This window comes from Leisingera sp. M523 (genome assembly GCF_025141335.1).
Classification (GTDB): Bacteria; Pseudomonadota; Alphaproteobacteria; order Rhodobacterales; family Rhodobacteraceae; genus Leisingera.
Genome location: NZ_CP081036.1, coordinates 569,353 through 584,805, shown reverse-complemented (window position 1 = coordinate 584,805; position 15,453 = coordinate 569,353). Strand labels below are relative to the sequence as shown.

Below are 15,453 nucleotides of genomic sequence, written 5' to 3'. Positions count from 1 at the left end.
AATGGCTAAAATAACACTCTCAAAACTGCGCCACAGCTATCTTTCAACGCCAAAGTCCGACTCGGACTATGCGCTGAAGGAAATCGATCTGGATTGGAACGATGGCGGCGCCTATGCGCTGCTGGGTCCGTCGGGCTGCGGCAAATCCACCTTGCTCAACATCATCTCGGGCCTGCTGGTGCCCTCCGAGGGCCAGATCCTGTTTGACGGCAACGACGTGACAGCCCTGCCCCCGGACCAGCGCAACATCGCGCAGGTGTTCCAGTTCCCGGTGATCTACGACACCATGACGGTCTACGACAATCTGGCCTTCCCGCTGCGCAACCGCGGCCGGGATGAGGCCACCGTGCACCAGCGGGTAATGGCGATTGCCGAGATGCTGGAAGTCACCGAAATGCTGGAGCAGAAGGCGGCCGGCCTGTCGCCCGATAACAAGCAGAAGATTTCGATGGGCCGCGGATTGGTGCGCGAAGACGTCAACGTGGTGATGTTCGACGAACCGCTCACCGTGATCGACCCGCATCTGAAGTGGAAGTTGCGCTCCAAGCTGAAAGAGCTGCACCAGCGGGTGAAGGCGACGATGATCTACGTCACCCACGACCAGACCGAGGCGCTGACTTTCGCCGATCAGGTAGTGGTGATGCAGCTGGGCGAGGTGGTGCAGATCGGCACCCCCGTCGAGCTGTTCGAGCGCCCCGCCCATACATTCGTAGGTCACTTCATCGGCTCGCCAGGGATGAACATCCTGCCCTGCGAGCTGCAGAATGGCGCAGCGATGTTTGCCGGTAAGGCCGTAGCGCTGGAAGGCCCTGTTCAGGGCGCCGCGAACGGCAAGACAGAAATCGGCATCCGTCCGGAGTTTGTCGCGCTGTCAGACCACGGCCTGCCCGCCACGGTCACCAAAGTTTCCGACGTGGGCCGCCATACGGTGGTGGAATGCGAGGCCGGCGGCCAGCGCGTCAATGCCGTTGTCGAAGCCAACGCCCCGGCCAAGGGCAGCGCCGTGCACCTCGCCTTTCGCCAGGACATGACCCGGCTTTACGTGGATGGCTGGCTTGCCACCTCCCCCGCTGCAGACGAACAAGGAGCAGCCTGATGAAAACCGAAAACCAGAAAGCCTGGTTCTTTGTGCTGCCGGTGCTGCTGCTGGTCGCCTTCAACGCGCTTATTCCGATGATGACGGTGGTCAACTATTCGGTGCAGGAAACCTTTGGCGACAACGTGTTCTTCTGGCAGGGGCTGGACTGGTTCCAGCAGATCCTGCGCTCGGACCGCTTCCACGCAGCGCTTGGCCGCCAGTTCATGTTCACCTTCCTGATCCTGATCATCGAAGTGCCGCTGGGCATCGCCATTGCCCTGTCGATGCCGCGCAGCGGCTTTTGGGTGCCGGTCTGCCTGGTTCTGATGGCGCTGCCGATGCTGATCCCGTGGAACGTGGTTGGCGCGATGTGGAACATCTTCACCCTGCCCGACATCGGCCTGCTGGGGTACTTTTTGAACCACACGCTGGGCATCAACTATGACATGACACAGGATCCCATTGCGGCCTGGGTCACCATTGTCACCATGGATGTCTGGCATTGGACCTCGCTGGTGGTGCTGCTGTCCTACGCGGGCCTGGTCTCCATCCCCGACGCCTATTACCAGGCGGCCAAGATCGACGGTGCCTCCAACTGGGCGGTGTTCCGGTTCATCCAGCTGCCGAAGATGAAGACGGTGCTGACCATCGCCATCCTGTTGCGCTTCATGGACAGCTTCAACATCTACACCGAGCCGTTTGTCCTCACCGGCGGCGGCCCCGGCAACTCGACCACGCTGCTGTCCATCGATCTGGTGAAAATCGCGCTTGGCCAGTTCGACCTCGGCCCCGCAGCCGCCATGTCGCTCATCTATTTCGCAATCACGCTCCTGGTCTCCTGGCTGTTCTATACGCTGATGACCAAGGACGATCTGAACTAAAGGAGGGGAACATGCAGAAACGATCCATCGTCCCCATTATCTATATCCTGTTCCTCATGCTGCCGATCTATTGGCTGGTCGCAATGAGCTTCAAGACCACTAACGAAATCCTGTCGGGCTTCTCGCTGTTCCCGCAGACCTTCACGCTGGAGAATTACGCGACCATCTTCACCGATCCCAGCTGGTACTGGGGCTACATCAACTCGATCCTGTACGTCACGATCAACACAGGTATCTCGATCGCGGTGGCGCTGCCTGCGGCTTATGCCTTCAGCCGCTACCGGTTCCTGGGCGACAAGCAGCTGTTCTTCTGGCTTTTGACCAACCGGATGGCACCGGCGGCGGTGTTTGCCCTGCCGTTCTTCCAGCTCTACTCCGCCGTTGAACTGTTCGACACCCATCTGGCAGTGGCGCTGGCGCATTGCCTGTTCAACATCCCGCTGGCGGTCTGGATCCTTGAAGGCTTCATGGGCGGCATCCCCAAGGAATTGGACGAGACCGCCTTTGTCGACGGCTATTCCTTCCCGCGCTTCTTTGCGACGATCTTCATCCCGTCGATCAAGGCTGGCGTAGGTGTGGCGGCATTCTTCTGCTTCATGTTCTCCTGGGTGGAGCTGCTCTTGGCCAAAACCCTGACCGCCGTCGCCGCAAAACCGATCGCCGCCACCATGACCAAAACTGCGTCCTCCGCGGGCTATGAACTGGGCCTCTTGGCGGCTGCGGGAACTCTGACAATCATTCCGGGCGCCATCGTGATCTGGTTTGTCCGCAACTACATCGCGAAGGGTTTCGCGATGGGGAGGGTGTAATGTTTTCATGGATGGCCTGGACCTGGCCCACAGCCCTGCTGTTCATCGGCATCTTCAGCGCCATCGGCGTGCTGATTGCGGTGGAAATCCGACACCCCGGCGGCGCGGCCCGCAAGGGCGTGCTTGGCCTCACCACCACCCGCGGCGACCGGCTGTTCATCAGCCTCCTAGGCACCTCCTATATCTTCCTGGCCTGGCTGGGCCTGGTGGGAATGCCGCTTTGGTGGCCCTTGGGGCTGGCAATCGCCTGGGGCGTCTTCTGCTTCTGGAAGGTCTGACACCTGCGGGTCAGTTCTGATACTGCCCCTGCGGGTCAAGGAGGCCGAAGGCCCCGCGCAGCGGCTTGTCCTTGACGCGCGAGACTTAAAAAAATTGAGACAGGCCTTGAAGGCAAACCTGCCCTTCAAGGCCTTCTCAGCCAAACCCTCGAACCGATGCGCCAGGCACCGCCCGAAAGACTAGCCCATCACCCCGCAACCTGCTGAGACGACTCGCGCGGCAGCGCTCAATTTGACAACAAACGCCCCAGCCGCCGCACGTCTCCTAAAAAAATAGTTTTCACCAGCCTCCCCTTCCCCTAGCATGACTGGAACCAACAAATGAGCCGGACAGCCGAGGCAATGCGCAAGAAACACGACAATTCCCTGCTGACCGAAGTGGAGCTGGAGTTCATGACCGCCGTCTGGGACATGGGCGGCGGCACTGTGCGCGACATTCTGGCCAAGCTGAACAAGGTGCAGGAACGCGCCTATACCTCGGTGGCCACGGTTCTGAAGATCATGGAGCAAAAGGGCTTCCTCACCAGCGAGCGCAAGGACCGCTCTTTGGTTTACCGCCCCGTCGTTCCCAAGGCAGAGTATCAGAAAACATCTCTGAAAAACCTTTCGAGCAAGCTTTTCAACGGCGCGCCCGCCGCATTGGTGGCGCGGCTGGTCGATGATGAGGATGTGACCGACGAGATGCTCGAGGAGATGCGGGCGCTCTTGGAGGAAAGGCTGGGGGACAATGCCAACTGATGCTCTGCTGAATGCCTATTTTGACCTGAATATCCTGCTGCTGGCAGGGGCTGCGTTGTGGCTCTTAGCCCGCAAGCTGCTGGCGCGCAGCAAACTTGGCCGCGCTTACCGGCCGCAATTGCGGTTGCTGAACGGAATGACAGTGCTGCTGGCCGCGACGCCAGTGCTGATCATTGCCTTCACGCATTTCGTCACCCCCCATCCGCCGAATTTCTCCGACATGCTGGTCTCGCAGTATTTGCAGGGCAATGTCAGCATGAGCGCAGGCACGTTTGAGTCGCTTCTGGGCTTGCGTGAGGATGCCATGCGCGGCCTCACCAGCCTGCAGCCGTTTTGGGCCCAGGCCCTGTCCGCCGCGTTTGCAGCCGGAGCGCTGATCTGCCTCGCCCATGTGGCCGTTTCCATCTTCCGCCTGCGCCAGAACCTGGGCTGCGCCTTTGTCTGGAAACGGATCGGCCGGGTGCAGCTGATGGTCTCCGACACAGTCCGCGTTGCCTATTCCACCCGCGGTCTGTTTTGCCGCTATGTGGTGCTGCCTTCGGCTCTGCTGAGCGATCCGCGCGATCTGCGCCTGACCGTTGCGCATGAGCTGCAGCACTTCCGCCAGCGGGATATCGAATGCGAGTTCCTGCTGGAGATGCTGCGCCCGCTGCTGTTCTGGAATCCGGCATTTTATCTGTGGCGGCGCGAGGTGCGGCTGCTGCGCGAGTTTGCCTGCGATCAGGCGCTGATGGCGCGGCCCCGGTTTGAGGTACGCGCTTATTGCGAGTGCCTGATCCGCGCCTGCGCCCATGCCGCCCGCGGCCCGGCCCTGTTTACCCGCCGCAGCCCGGCAGTGGCCCTGGTCGACCGCCGCGAAACCCGCCGCGGCGCCTCGCTGCAACGCCGTATCATTGCGGTTACTGCCGCTCAGCCGCAGGGGCAAAACTCGCTGGGCTGGGGGCTGGTGTACCTGACCATGGCCGGGGCGGTGCTGGCCACAGCCATGCTGCTGCAGCGTCCCAGCGACTGGAGCCATGACCGCATCATGCTGTCGACCATCGTCAACCTGGAACGCATGGCCAGCCGCAGCACATCACCTGCACTTGCCGTCAGCGCGCTGAACGGCGGTTTTGCTGTCCCCGCCCAGTAAGCAGCCGGTTTCCGGTTCCGGCCAGCTACAGCCGTCCAACTTTTCAGAAATGCACTGCCTGTTCGGCAATTGGTGCCCGGCCACGGTTGCTTGGCGCCCCCCGTCCCAGACAGGGAACGGCAGTTGCCCGCTCTTAGATTTCAAGACGCGAACAGGCATCACAGCCGGCACAGGCAGATTTCTGCAGGACCGGCCCCGGCGCTTGAGCGGAGAAAGGACCAGGAACAATCCAGGGCGGCAAAGCGCCTAAGGCACAGGCTTGTTCAGGCAGTCCGGCGCCGGAAATTGCGCCTATGGCTCAAGGGGATAGAACCTGGCCCTGCGGCAGCCTAGCTCTATGCCACGGCACACGGAACACCGTGGCCGCTGGTAACGAACCAAACAAACGAATGGAGTGTCTCACATGAAAAAATTCGCACTGACCGCCGCCGCCTTTGCTGTTCTGACCGCTGCGCCGCTGGCCGCAATGGAATCCATCACCGAGGCCGACGTGGACGGCAATGGCACCTATTCGCTGGAAGAGCTGCAGGTGGCGTTTCCTGATCTGACTGCAGAAACCTTTGCCACCATCGACGCCAATGCCGATGGCGAGGCTGACCTGGCCGAGGTGAAGGCAGCGGCGGATGCCGGCCTGCTGGCAGCGGCCGGCTGAACCCGCGGCAAGGCGGCTCTCCCCCCGAAACCGGGCCGCCTTGCCACTTTGTGTCTCCCCCACTGTTAAATGGTGACACGGCCCCGCGTTGCGGGGCCTTTTACGTGGGATAATGCTGCTTAGCCTTTTTCAGCCTGTTGCATCAGGCGGGCAATGTGGCGGGCGAAGATAAATGTGGCGGGCAGGCCCAGCAGCAGCCCCCAGGCGACCGCTTCATAGGGGCTGAGCACCCGCCAGCCGATCCAGCTGCCTATCAGAGAAGCAAAAAAGATGTTGACTGCCGCTGCACCCGCGCCGAACGGGTAAAGCGCTGCCAGCAGCCGCCAGGAGGGCTGCGGTGTCATCGCCGGCTCACCAGGTATTGCACCACGCCAAGGCAGATGATCAGTGCGATGGAAGCGGCCAGGAACCAGAATTCCGCCATTTCTGTCTGCGGCTGCGGGATCGGGCGCTCGAAACCGGCGGCAAAGGCGCTGGAAGGGGCCAGCAGGGCGAGGGAAAAGAAGCGTTTCATCTCAGTGCTCCGTGGTCAGGGATTGATAGATTTCCGGCAAGGCGCGCGGCAGCCGGGCCGGGTCGGGCAGCAGGGTGAAACCGGCGCGGCCAAAGATGCGGGCAAACCAGTCCTGCCCGTCAGCGTCGATCACCACGCCATGCACCGACTGGCCCAAGGCGCGGGCTTCGCGCACGGCCATGCGGCTGTCCTCGATGCCGTGCACGCCTTCGTAGTGGTCCAGGTCGTTGGGCTTGCCGTCGGTTATTACCAGCAGCAGACGGTGTTCGGCGCCTTCTTCGGCCAATTGGGCCGAAGCGTGCCGGATGGCGGCGCCAAGCCTTGTGTAATGGCCGGGTTTGAAGCCGCCGATGCGGGCGGTTACCGCCTCGGACATCGGATCCTCGAACCCTTTGGCGCGGGTCAGGAACACCCGGTCACGGCGCAGGGAGGAAAACCCCCAGATGCCCAGCCGGTCGCCCGCAGTGGCAATACCGCCTGCCAGGGCAGCAAGGGATTCCCGCGCCGTCTCAATCACCGGGCGGTCGCCGACCGTGGCCTCGGTGGATCGCGAGCAGTCCATCAGCACCGCCACGCTCAGGTCGCGCGCCATCGGGCGGCTGGCCTGCCAGACCCGGTCGCTGCCCTGCTGGCCGCAGGCGAGGTCGACGTGGGATTTCACCACCGCCTCAAGGTCCAGCTCATCGCCGTCCAATTGCCGGGGCAGCATCACCCGGCGCGGGTGCAACGGCGCGAACTGGCGGCGCACGCGGGCGACAAGTTTGGGGTCAGGCTGGAAGCTGTCAGCGGGCTTGCCTTCGGCCTCCAGCACACGGGTGTGATCGGGCATGTGTTTGCCCAAGCGATGGTTCCATTCAGGATAGGTGAACTGCCCCGCCAGCCGTTCGTGTTCGGCGTCCTGCGGCGACAGGTCCAGCGAGATCCGCAACCGCGAGGCCGCGCGTTTCATATGCTGCGAGAGGGTGAGGTTATCCTGATCCTCTGCCGCTTTTTGGGCGTTCTCGTTGTCGTCATCATCCACCATGCGGTTGATGTTCAGGCTTTCGGCCCAGGACAGGATGGATTCAAACCGGTGGACGATGAAACTGTCTTTGCGGGTGGTCTGGTCCTGATCCTGGCGCTTGGCCGTTTTGCGCGTGGACACCGCGAGGCCGGGGGTTTTCATCTCTTCCGCCTCAGGCGCTGCCCCCCTGCCCGCCTGCGGCACTGGCAGGCGCAGCCAGAACGGCACCGGCTGATAGGTCCGGTAACCGCGCGGTTCGGTGCAAGTGCAGGGTTCGGCGATCCGGCAGTCGGAACCGATCTGGTCCAGCACCATCCGCTCAATCCTCGCCTCGGCCCGGGGCAGGCCGCTGCGTTTGCGGGTTTCGGCGGTATGGGCGCAGAACGCGCCATAGGCCGACCGCAGCCCCGGACAGGCGGCAAACACCTGATCGGCCGCGCGGGCATTGGCCGCGATCTCCAGCTGGTCGGCCTGATAGCGGTCCTCGTTGCGTTCCGGCAGGTCTATCGTGGCGGCCATCGCCGCCAGCCACAGATAAGCCTTGCGGTTCAGCGCGCGGCTGGGGAAGGCAGCCATTTCCGGCGGCAGGCGCAGGCGCTCGCCGTCGAAGCTGGCCATATGCGTCATCTCCCGCGGGGTGCCGATGCGGCGCAGCCGGTCCGGACGGTGGTCCGACAGAACCGAGGGCGCCGGTTGGATTTCCACGCCCCCGGCCCCGCCCAGCGCCCGGAACAGCGCTGCCAGGCTGGCGCGCATGTCCTCAAACCGGACGGTGTGTTCCGCTTCGTCCCCGGCGGCGCCGATCCGTGTGGCCATGCCGTGCCACAGGTTGCCAACCGTTTCTTCGGGTTCCAGAAGGTCGAGAGCGTGGATCATGGCATCACCCGTAGACGCTGGCGGCGAGGTCGCGCAGCGCTTGGCTCACGTCTGCCTCGTCGCTGAGGGGTTCGATGATGGCGGCCTCCACCGCGCGCTCCACGCTCATGCCTTTGGCAATCAGCGTCGCGGCATAGATCAGCAGGCGGGTGGAGACCCCTTCCTCCAGATCCATGCCCGACAGCTTGCGGATATGGCCCGCCAGCCGCACCAGCGCGGCAGAGCGGTCCGCGTCCAACCCGCTTTCAGACGCAACCACGGCGGTTTCGGCAGTGGCTTCGGGGAAGTCGAAGCTGATCGACAGGAACCGCTGCCGGGTCGAAGGTTTCAGCTTTTTCAGGATGTTCTGGTAGCCAGGGTTGTAGCTGGCGACCAGCATAAAGGGTTTTGGGGCTGACAGTTCCTCGCCGGTGCGGTCGATCACCAGGCGGCGGCGGTCGTCGGTCAGCGGGTGCAGCACCACGGCCACGTCTTTGCGCGCCTCAACCACTTCATCCAGGTAGCAGATGCCGCCCTCGCGCACGGCGCGGGTCAGCGGCCCGTCAACCCAGACGGTTTCGCCGCCTTTCAGCAGGTAGCGCCCGATCAGATCGGCGGCGGACAGGTCATCGTGGCAGGCAACGGTGTGCAACGGCAGGCCCAGACGGGCTGCCATATGTTCCACGAACCGTGTCTTGCCGCAGCCGGTGGGCCCCTTCAGAAGAAGGGGCAGACCGTTGGCTTGGGCCATCTCGAAGACGGTGCATTCATCGCCTGCGGGACGGTAGAAGGGCACGGAAGGCATGTTCATCGCATTCATGGCTTACTCTCCCGGTACGGCCGCGGGGCCGGGTTTGATGACTTCGCGGCGGACCACGACGGTTGCGTAGATGAACAAGAGCGCGCCCAGGACCACCACGACGCCAGAGCCGAGACGCATCAGGTAGAACAGCCCCAGCTGGTCCTGCACATCCATGTAATAGTCGCCGACGATGCGCTGCATGTGGGTCTGGATGGTGCCGGCAAAGGTCAGCACAAAGGTCATAAAGGCCATGCCGCCGGTCATCAGCCAGAAGGACGCCATGTTCAGCACCTGGTTATAGGGATCGCGGTTGCGCAGATGCGGCATCGCATAGGTGAACATCGCCAGGTTCATCGCCACATAAGCGCCGTAGAAGGCGAGGTGCCCGTGGGCGGCGGTGATCTGGGTGCCATGGGTATAGTAGTTCACCCCGTGCAGCGTGTGCAGGAAACCCCAGACGCCAGCGCCAAAGAAAGCCACGGTCGAAGCCCCCAGCGACCACAGCAGCGCGGCCTTATTCGGGTGGTTCTTGCGGCCTTTCCAGACCATGACGAAGGCAAAGCTCATCATTGCGAAGAACGGGATCACTTCGAGGGTCGAGAAGATCGAGCCGACCCACTGCCAGTAACCCGGTGTGCCGATCCAGAGGAAATGGTGGCCCGTGCCCAGGATGCCGGAGAACAGCGCCAGGGCAACGATGACATAGAGCCATTTTTCGACCACTTCGCGGTCCACACCGGTCAGTTTCAGCATCAGGTAGCCAAGGATCGCGGCCATCACCAGTTCCCAGGTTGCTTCCACCCACAGGTGCACAACAAACCACCAGTACATTTTATCAAGGCTGAGGTTGTCCGGGTTGATAAAGGCAAAGACCCACAACAGCGACAGCAGCCACAGCCCCATCAGCAGGATGTTGGTGATCGCGGTTTTGCGGCCCGCCAGCACGGTCAGCGAGATATTCACTAGGAATATCACCGCCGCAACAAGAATGCCGAACTTGACCCACAGGGGCTGTTCCAGGAACTCCCGCCCGCCGTGGATACCCACGAGGTAGGAGCCCACCGCGCCCAGGGTGCCGACGACAAGAATGGCCAGTTGGATATAGGCCAGCTTGACTGAGAACAGCTCACGCTCGGATTCTTCCGGCACCAGGTAATAGGCAGCACCGAAGAAACCCAGCAGCAGCCAGACGATCAGCGCGTTGGTGTGCAGCATCCGCACGATGTTGAAGGGCAGCAGCTCGCTCAGCGTGTTGGGCCAGACATAAATCCAGCCGGCCAGAAGCCCGCCAAGGACCTGGATTGCAAACAGGCCCATTGCCACCATGAAATAGGCATAGGCCACCTTTTGTGATTGATACTTCATTGTTTCTCTCCCTCAGCCCGCGTCATTCGGAGGCCAGTTCTGGGTATCGGTCTGATCCGCCCAGCGCAGGAATTCAGAAAGGCCGCGCATTTCTTCCTCGGTGATATCGAAATGCGGCATCTGACGGCGGCCCTCGACACCGGACGGCTGGGCTTCCATCCAGCCATTCAGCATTTCATAGGCGTCCTCGGGTTCGTCCAGCACGCCCCAGCGGGTCATCACGTTGCCGACTTCAGGGGCGAAATAGGCGCCCTCGCCATGCAGGGTGTGGCAATTGATGCAGGAGTGACGCTCCCACACATGTTTGCCCAGCCGCACCGCGTCGGTCAGTTCCATGCCAGCAGTGGATGTCTTGACGATGTAGCGGTGGCTGTGCGCGGTCATGGCCACGAACACGACAACGAAGAACAAGGAGCCCCCGTAGAACACGTTCCTGGCCCGCGACTTGGTAAGTATCTCTGACATATCGCGGTCCTGAGTACAGTTGCGGATAGGGTCTGCCTAAACCCGCGCACCGCCGCGTATGTTGTTACAGCGCAAAGACCGGACCCATTGCTGCACGCAAGATGCAAGAAAAGGAGGACACGCCATGCGACGCCCCGATTTCGACAACGCGGATTTGCCCCTGTCAGACCTGTTTCATCACTGGCCCGCCTGCGCGGCTGAGTTCATGCGCCGCAAGATGATCTGCCCCGGCTGCCCGATCGCCCCCTTTCACACGCTGATCGACGCCTGTGAGGAATACGGGTTGGAGGAGATGGATTTTCGGGAGCAGTTGCGGGGGGTGATGGGAGCCAAATAAAACTATTTTCAAGATATTGCTGCTGCTCTCTTGCAATCATGGATCGCATACCCCATCTCGGTCCAGCAAAGCTTCTTCTTAGACCTTCTGTTTCCTAACGGCCCCAGTTGTTCCTATGTCGACACTGGGCCGGGCTATCGCGTGTTGCGGATAGCATTTATTAAGGAGACGACACGATGGCCAATGGCACCGTGAAATGGTTCAACTCGCAAAAAGGTTTTGGTTTCATCGCACCCGAGCAGGGATCGCGGGACATCTTTGTCCACATTTCCGCTTTGGAACGCGCCGGCATCCAGCAGCTTGACGATGGCCAAGCCGTGACTTTCGACATCGAAAGCGGCCGCGACGGACGTGAGTCCGCCAGCAATCTTGCGCTTGCGTAAGCCTTTGCAGGCATGAACTATTGACGGGAGCATTCTTGCGATGCCCCCGTTTCCTGCACCTGCCCTGTTTAACCTGCAGATGCGGTTCTCTTCCAAAAATTACCGAAAGAACAAACTTGATAGAAATCTCTTGGGGTTCTCCCATGACCATTTTCCTGCCCTCGGAAGGCCGGACACAAAAAATCTCGACGATTGAACAAGCCCACTTCTGGCTGCAGAAAGCCTGGCCGGTTTCTGATCAAAACAGAAACATCGCGCTTGAGAAAATCGATGCCGTCATGGACTGTCTCGCCCCCGTCGGCGCCGCACGCGCAGCTTTCCTCTCTGCAGTTGATACAGCTGGGTTTCACCCGGAAACCCTCGCCGCCGCTTAGATCGCCGCGCCTCACGCATCGGTTCCTGCCACAGCAGAGAAACAGCCAAAGCTGAGCGTTCGCCCGCGAGTGTAACCCCTGCCCCGAAATCAAACCAGTAAGAGTGCCAACATGACTAAGCTGAAAATCGAGGGGCTGGGCCTGGCCGGATTATCCCGCAAGGAAACAGCGATCGAAAAGACCTCACGTGCAGCGCGTGAAATCCTCGACGACGAAAACGAGCTTCGGCGCAGAAAAATTGAGCGTCTTAAACGGACCCGGCTTCAATATGAGCACGGTAGTCAGCAGCCCGAAGACACTCAACAATAAAGACACCGGCCAAGAAGGCTCGCGCCTTCTGAACACTGGGCATAGCCCGCCCACAGGGCGGCCAGGGCGGCAATCGCAGCGAAAGGCCTGTGCAGTTTCTGGGTGCAGTTTGCCTGCGCACCAACGAAACCTTCCCCGCTTGGCGTTCCGGCCTCTTGCCCTAAAAGTTACCTGCGCTGCCAGCGGGACACTTCCCGGTCTTTCAGCCGCCCCTACCCCTGCGCGCCGCTCAGGACCACCAGCCGGTGCGGGTCGGTGACAACGATATGCTTGCGGGTGGAATGAACAATGCCGTCCTTCTCCCAGGCCGACAGCAGGCGGCTGACGGTGTGCAGCGTGGTGCCGGTCATCTCGGAGATGTTGCGGCGGGTCACTGGAAAAGCGATCTCGATCCCCTCCTCCACCTTGCGGCCCGACTGGGTCACCATCCGCAACAGCGCCGCCGCCACCCGTTGCTCCACCGCTTGCGTCGCCAGTTCGGTGATCCTTGTCTGCATCTCGCCTAGGCGCTGGCCCAACGTGTTGTAGCTCTCGGTGGCAAAGCCCTGGTACTTGGCGGTGAACTCGCCCCACAGCCGCACCGGCCAGGACAGCGCCAGCGATTCCGATGCCGCCACAGCCGTCGCCGGATAGGTGTCGCGGTTCAGAGCGGGCGCAATGCCGAACAGCTGGCCCGGCGAGATATGCAGCGCGATGATCTGCTCGCCGCCCTCGGTGGTTTTCACAACACGGATGTAGCCGTCCAGCAGCAGGTGGAAGCGGTCGGCGTCATGGCCTTCGTGAAAAACCTCATTGCCCTCGTCATAGCGCTTGGGCAGTGCTTGATTGAGGATCTCACGGATCTGGCCGCGCTCCAGGAGGCTGAAGGGCGGCAGCCCGGTCAGGAGGCTTTCGTCGAGCTTGGACAAGAATGCACCGCAAGTTTGCTGAAGGACAAAGAGATGACCCTGCCGTTATCGCATAGTGACGCCAGAGGAAACAACCGTGCGGGAAAAACGGGAACCCGGAATTGGGGGAGCCTCCCTCCTCCCTGCCCGCCGGTGCTGATCCACGGGGTTCGGCGGAAGATTGCGTCCCTTGCGCTGAACCGGCGGGCGGCACCTGACCAGTGCCGCCCGCCTTTCTTTGATTGGACACTTGGAGGCCGAAATGGCTGCGCGAACCGACTATTCTGGACCCGTCCTTTTTTCCTTTGGCTTCAGGCCGTTCTTTCTTGGGGCCTGCCTGTTTGCCCTGCTGGCGATCCCCGCCTGGCTGCTGATCTGGCAAGGCACGCTGGAGTACAGCGGACCGTTTCTGCCAACCGACTGGCACATTCATGAGATGATCTTTGGCTACGGCGCGGCGGTGGTGGCGGGTTTCCTGTTCACTGCCGTGCCCAACTGGACCGGGCGGATGCCTGCGCGCGGCTGGCCGCTGGCGCTGCTTTCAGGCCTTTGGCTGCTGGGCCGGATCGCCGCTGCCGGCTGGCTGGGGCTGCCGGCGCTTGGGGTGATGGTTGCTGACTGCGCCTTTCTGGCCGCTGTGGTTGTGATGATCGCGCGCGAAATCATCGCGGGTGAGAACTGGCGCAACCTTAAGGTGCTGGTGCCGATCACCCTGCTGGGGGTCGCCAATGCCTGCTTCCATATTGAGGCGATGACCGAGGGGGCGGCTGATATCTCGCGCCGATTGGGAATTGCTGTGCTGATTTTTCTGATCATGCTGATCGGCGGGCGGATCATCCCCAGTTTCACCCGCAATTGGCTGGCCAAGCACGGCGCAGAGAAGATGCCGGTCCCATTCGGCAAATTCGATGCCGTGACCCTCGCGTCGGGTGCTGCCGCTTTGCTCGCCTGGACCGCAGCGCCCTGGGCTGCCGTCAGCGGTGTGCTGCTATTGGCTGCCGGGCTGCTGCACGTTCTGCGATTGGCACGCTGGTGCGGGCTGGCCAGCCTGGGTGAGCCGCTGCTGTTCATGCTGCATGCGGCCTATGCGCTGGTGCCTGCAGGGCTGATTGCCGCCGCGGCAGTGCCATTTGGCTTGCTCGAACCCGCCGCAGCCGCGCATATCCTGGGTATCGGCGCCGTTGGCGGCATGACATTGGCCGTCATGATGCGCGCCACCATGGGCCACAGCGGCCGGCCGCTGGTTGCAGGCCCGGCTCTGACCGCGGCCTTTGCGCTGATCATTGCGTCTGCCGCTTTGCGGGTTGCAGGCAGCACTGAACTGGCCGCGGGCTGGACCGGCATCACTGTTTCCGGAGGTTTATGGACCGCTGGGTTTGCGCTGATGGTGCTGAAAACCGGGCCTTGGCTGGCAACCCGGCGTGCGGGATCAAAGAAAGTGTCAGGAACGCAGGCCGGGCACCGGACCTAGAGCACACGTAAGGCCGCAAAGACTGCAAAGCTTACGCAAATTTAACGGCCTTCTCAGAGAGTGTTATTCCGGGTAACTAGGCTTTGGATAGTGTGGGGAGGTCCTAAATGCAGTGGAAAGCTGCTGCCGCTGCTGTAGTGCCGCTGCTGCTATGGGCCGTCCAGAGCCTGGCGCAACCCGCCGGGCTTGAAGCATTCAAGCGGCCCACCGCCGTGCCATTCCCGGAGGCTGCGCCCTACAGCCGTGAAATTGCCACCTTAGGCAAGATGCTGTTCTTTGATCCGCGCCTGTCCGGCGGCCAGAACATCAGCTGCTCAAGCTGCCACAACCCTTCTTTCGGCTGGGAAACCCCGGTGCCCAAAGCCATTGGCGCTGCAAACAAACCCGTGCGCCGCCATGCGCCGACACTCCTGAACGCGGCCTGGATCACCCCGCTGTTCTGGGACGGGCGCGCGGACAGCCTGGAAGCGCAGGCCATTGGGCCGATCACCGCTCCGGATGAGATGAACGCAACCTTTGACGGCATCACCGCCCGTCTGACTGCGGTGCATGAATACAATTTCTGGTTCGAGCGTCTGTTCCCCGGGCGGGGGATCAGCAAGGAGACTGTCCTGACCGCACTCGCCACCTACCAGCGCACGATTGTCAGCGGCGTGGCCAGTTTCGACCGCTGGGTAAGCGGGGATGCTGCTGCAGTACCGGAGGCCGCCAAACGCGGCTTTGCACTGTTTAACGGGCGGGCGAATTGCGTGTCCTGTCATTCTGGCTGGATGTTCACGGACAACCAGCTGCATGACATCGGAATTCAAACAACCGATCTTGGCGGCGGTGGCCTGACACCGCCGGACCCGGAGCTGAACTACCGCTTCAAGACCCCCGGACTGCGCAACATCGCTCTGCGGGCGCCGTACATGCACGACGGTTCGCTCACCTCGTTGCGCGAGGTGGTCCGCCACTATGCCGGCGGCGGCGGCGCCAAGGCAACCCGGACGCCGGATATCGAAGGTTTTATAGCCACCGAAGAGGAAATCACCGACCTGATCGCCTTTCTGCAGACGCTGACGGATACGGGAACCAATGTGCCAACCCCTATTCTGCCGGCAAACTGATGCGCATGGCT

20 protein-coding genes are annotated in these 15,453 nt (G+C 61.9%); 13 read left to right on the top strand and 7 right to left on the bottom strand.

Annotated features, from left to right (window positions below):
- The first annotated feature begins 1 nt into the window (after position 1).
- From K3557_RS02830 to K3557_RS02800, 7 genes are all read left to right on the top strand, one after another.
- On the top strand, positions 2-1,096 hold the full coding sequence (locus K3557_RS02830) for an ABC transporter ATP-binding protein (protein ID WP_259997530.1): 1,095 nt from the start codon (positions 2-4) through the stop codon (positions 1,094-1,096).
- Positions 1,096-1,959 carry a carbohydrate ABC transporter permease gene (locus K3557_RS02825; RefSeq protein ID WP_129371819.1) on the top strand — a complete coding sequence of 288 codons (864 nt, stop codon included), beginning with the start codon at positions 1,096-1,098 and terminating at the stop codon, positions 1,957-1,959. Before K3557_RS02830 ends, K3557_RS02825 begins: the two co-directional genes overlap by 1 nt.
- An 11-nt stretch (positions 1,960-1,970) precedes the next feature.
- Positions 1,971-2,768 (top strand): carbohydrate ABC transporter permease, encoded by a 798-nt coding sequence (locus K3557_RS02820; RefSeq protein ID WP_129371820.1) that lies wholly within the window; start codon positions 1,971-1,973, stop codon positions 2,766-2,768.
- Positions 2,768-3,046, top strand: a complete 279-nt coding sequence (locus K3557_RS02815) for a DUF2160 domain-containing protein (RefSeq protein ID WP_027259960.1) — start codon at positions 2,768-2,770, stop codon at positions 3,044-3,046. The genes K3557_RS02820 and K3557_RS02815 overlap by 1 nt, the downstream gene beginning before the upstream one ends.
- Positions 3,047-3,367: 321 nt before the next feature.
- On the top strand, positions 3,368-3,784 hold the full coding sequence (locus K3557_RS02810; RefSeq protein WP_259986763.1) for a BlaI/MecI/CopY family transcriptional regulator: 417 nt from the start codon (positions 3,368-3,370) through the stop codon (positions 3,782-3,784).
- Positions 3,774-4,916 (top strand): M56 family metallopeptidase, encoded by a 1,143-nt coding sequence (locus K3557_RS02805; RefSeq protein ID WP_259997527.1) that lies wholly within the window; start codon positions 3,774-3,776, stop codon positions 4,914-4,916. Before K3557_RS02810 ends, K3557_RS02805 begins: the two co-directional genes overlap by 11 nt.
- A gap of 403 nt (positions 4,917-5,319) precedes the next feature.
- Complete coding sequence (locus tag K3557_RS02800) at positions 5,320-5,568, top strand: EF-hand domain-containing protein (RefSeq protein WP_129371822.1); 249 nt, start codon at positions 5,320-5,322, stop codon at positions 5,566-5,568.
- Between the two features lie 119 nt (positions 5,569-5,687).
- Here K3557_RS02800 and K3557_RS02795 read toward each other — a convergent pair whose 3' ends face one another.
- Genes K3557_RS02795 through K3557_RS02770 form a run of 6 tightly spaced genes read right to left on the bottom strand, consistent with a single transcriptional unit; the run spans position 5,688 to position 10,572 of the window.
- Positions 5,688-5,912, bottom strand: coding sequence for an NnrT protein (locus K3557_RS02795; protein ID WP_259997525.1), 225 nt, complete (start codon positions 5,910-5,912; stop codon positions 5,688-5,690).
- On the bottom strand, positions 5,909-6,082 hold the full coding sequence (locus tag K3557_RS02790; protein ID WP_259997523.1) for a hypothetical protein: 174 nt from the start codon (positions 6,080-6,082) through the stop codon (positions 5,909-5,911). The genes K3557_RS02795 and K3557_RS02790 overlap by 4 nt, the downstream gene beginning before the upstream one ends.
- Position 6,083: 1 nt before the next feature.
- A complete protein-coding gene (locus K3557_RS02785) occupies positions 6,084-7,961 on the bottom strand; it encodes a nitric oxide reductase activation protein NorD (RefSeq protein WP_259997521.1) in 1,878 nt (625 codons plus the stop codon).
- A 4-nt stretch (positions 7,962-7,965) separates the two neighbouring features.
- Positions 7,966-8,760, bottom strand: coding sequence for a CbbQ/NirQ/NorQ/GpvN family protein (locus K3557_RS02780; protein WP_129371826.1), 795 nt, complete (start codon positions 8,758-8,760; stop codon positions 7,966-7,968).
- Between the two features lie 3 nt (positions 8,761-8,763).
- Positions 8,764-10,107: a cbb3-type cytochrome c oxidase subunit I gene (locus K3557_RS02775; RefSeq protein ID WP_259997519.1), complete on the bottom strand. Its 1,344-nt coding sequence runs from the start codon at positions 10,105-10,107 to the stop codon at positions 8,764-8,766.
- 12 nt (positions 10,108-10,119) lie between these two features.
- Entirely contained in the window at positions 10,120-10,572 is a 453-nt protein-coding gene (locus K3557_RS02770; RefSeq protein ID WP_259997517.1) for a cytochrome c, read from the bottom strand.
- A gap of 124 nt (positions 10,573-10,696) precedes the next feature.
- Between K3557_RS02770 and K3557_RS02765 the strand changes: the two genes are divergently transcribed.
- The 4 genes from K3557_RS02765 (at position 10,697) to K3557_RS02750 (ending at position 11,975) form a co-directional block, all read left to right on the top strand.
- On the top strand, positions 10,697-10,909 hold the full coding sequence (locus K3557_RS02765) for a hypothetical protein (RefSeq protein ID WP_259997515.1): 213 nt from the start codon (positions 10,697-10,699) through the stop codon (positions 10,907-10,909).
- A 176-nt stretch (positions 10,910-11,085) separates the two neighbouring features.
- Positions 11,086-11,292 (top strand): cold-shock protein, encoded by a 207-nt coding sequence (locus tag K3557_RS02760; protein ID WP_129371830.1) that lies wholly within the window; start codon positions 11,086-11,088, stop codon positions 11,290-11,292.
- Positions 11,293-11,435: 143 nt separating this feature from the next.
- Positions 11,436-11,666, top strand: a complete 231-nt coding sequence (locus tag K3557_RS02755) for a DUF982 domain-containing protein (protein ID WP_259997513.1) — start codon at positions 11,436-11,438, stop codon at positions 11,664-11,666.
- 111 nt (positions 11,667-11,777) lie between these two features.
- Complete coding sequence (locus tag K3557_RS02750) at positions 11,778-11,975, top strand: hypothetical protein (RefSeq protein ID WP_259997511.1); 198 nt, start codon at positions 11,778-11,780, stop codon at positions 11,973-11,975.
- A gap of 212 nt (positions 11,976-12,187) precedes the next feature.
- Here the strand turns inward: K3557_RS02750 and K3557_RS02745 are convergent, their stop codons facing one another.
- Positions 12,188-12,883 carry a Crp/Fnr family transcriptional regulator gene (locus K3557_RS02745; protein ID WP_259986772.1) on the bottom strand — a complete coding sequence of 232 codons (696 nt, stop codon included), beginning with the start codon at positions 12,881-12,883 and terminating at the stop codon, positions 12,188-12,190.
- Between the two features lie 241 nt (positions 12,884-13,124).
- Here K3557_RS02745 and K3557_RS02740 point away from each other — a divergent pair, with 241 nt between their 5' ends.
- Both K3557_RS02740 and K3557_RS02735 read left to right on the top strand, forming a co-directional pair.
- Positions 13,125-14,333 (top strand): NnrS family protein, encoded by a 1,209-nt coding sequence (locus K3557_RS02740; RefSeq protein ID WP_259997509.1) that lies wholly within the window; start codon positions 13,125-13,127, stop codon positions 14,331-14,333.
- A 107-nt stretch (positions 14,334-14,440) separates the two neighbouring features.
- Positions 14,441-15,442, top strand: coding sequence for a cytochrome-c peroxidase (locus K3557_RS02735; RefSeq protein ID WP_259997507.1), 1,002 nt, complete (start codon positions 14,441-14,443; stop codon positions 15,440-15,442).
- Positions 15,443-15,453: the final 11 nt, after the last annotated feature.

Bases quoted from the DNA above. Each gene is read 5' to 3' on its own strand.
- K3557_RS02750 (WP_259997511.1), top strand. From the start codon at position 11,778: ATGACTAAGCTGAAAATCGAGGGGCTGGGCCTGGCCGGATTATCCCGC.
- K3557_RS02775 (WP_259997519.1), bottom strand. From the start codon at position 10,107: ATGAAGTATCAATCACAAAAGGTGGCCTATGCCTATTTCATGGTGGCA.
- K3557_RS02785 (WP_259997521.1), bottom strand. From the start codon at position 7,961: ATGATCCACGCTCTCGACCTTCTGGAACCCGAAGAAACGGTTGGCAAC.
- K3557_RS02795 (WP_259997525.1), bottom strand. From the start codon at position 5,912: ATGACACCGCAGCCCTCCTGGCGGCTGCTGGCAGCGCTTTACCCGTTC.
- K3557_RS02740 (WP_259997509.1), top strand. From the start codon at position 13,125: ATGGCTGCGCGAACCGACTATTCTGGACCCGTCCTTTTTTCCTTTGGC.
- K3557_RS02780 (WP_129371826.1), bottom strand. From the start codon at position 8,760: ATGAATGCGATGAACATGCCTTCCGTGCCCTTCTACCGTCCCGCAGGC.
- K3557_RS02800 (WP_129371822.1), top strand. From the start codon at position 5,320: ATGAAAAAATTCGCACTGACCGCCGCCGCCTTTGCTGTTCTGACCGCT.
- K3557_RS02790 (WP_259997523.1), bottom strand. From the start codon at position 6,082: ATGAAACGCTTCTTTTCCCTCGCCCTGCTGGCCCCTTCCAGCGCCTTT.
- K3557_RS02770 (WP_259997517.1), bottom strand. From the start codon at position 10,572: ATGTCAGAGATACTTACCAAGTCGCGGGCCAGGAACGTGTTCTACGGG.
- K3557_RS02830 (WP_259997530.1), top strand. From the start codon at position 2: ATGGCTAAAATAACACTCTCAAAACTGCGCCACAGCTATCTTTCAACG.
- K3557_RS02755 (WP_259997513.1), top strand. From the start codon at position 11,436: ATGACCATTTTCCTGCCCTCGGAAGGCCGGACACAAAAAATCTCGACG.
- K3557_RS02810 (WP_259986763.1), top strand. From the start codon at position 3,368: ATGAGCCGGACAGCCGAGGCAATGCGCAAGAAACACGACAATTCCCTG.
- K3557_RS02765 (WP_259997515.1), top strand. From the start codon at position 10,697: ATGCGACGCCCCGATTTCGACAACGCGGATTTGCCCCTGTCAGACCTG.
- K3557_RS02820 (WP_129371820.1), top strand. From the start codon at position 1,971: ATGCAGAAACGATCCATCGTCCCCATTATCTATATCCTGTTCCTCATG.
- K3557_RS02805 (WP_259997527.1), top strand. From the start codon at position 3,774: ATGCCAACTGATGCTCTGCTGAATGCCTATTTTGACCTGAATATCCTG.
- K3557_RS02815 (WP_027259960.1), top strand. From the start codon at position 2,768: ATGTTTTCATGGATGGCCTGGACCTGGCCCACAGCCCTGCTGTTCATC.
- K3557_RS02760 (WP_129371830.1), top strand. From the start codon at position 11,086: ATGGCCAATGGCACCGTGAAATGGTTCAACTCGCAAAAAGGTTTTGGT.
- K3557_RS02825 (WP_129371819.1), top strand. From the start codon at position 1,096: ATGAAAACCGAAAACCAGAAAGCCTGGTTCTTTGTGCTGCCGGTGCTG.
- K3557_RS02735 (WP_259997507.1), top strand. From the start codon at position 14,441: ATGCAGTGGAAAGCTGCTGCCGCTGCTGTAGTGCCGCTGCTGCTATGG.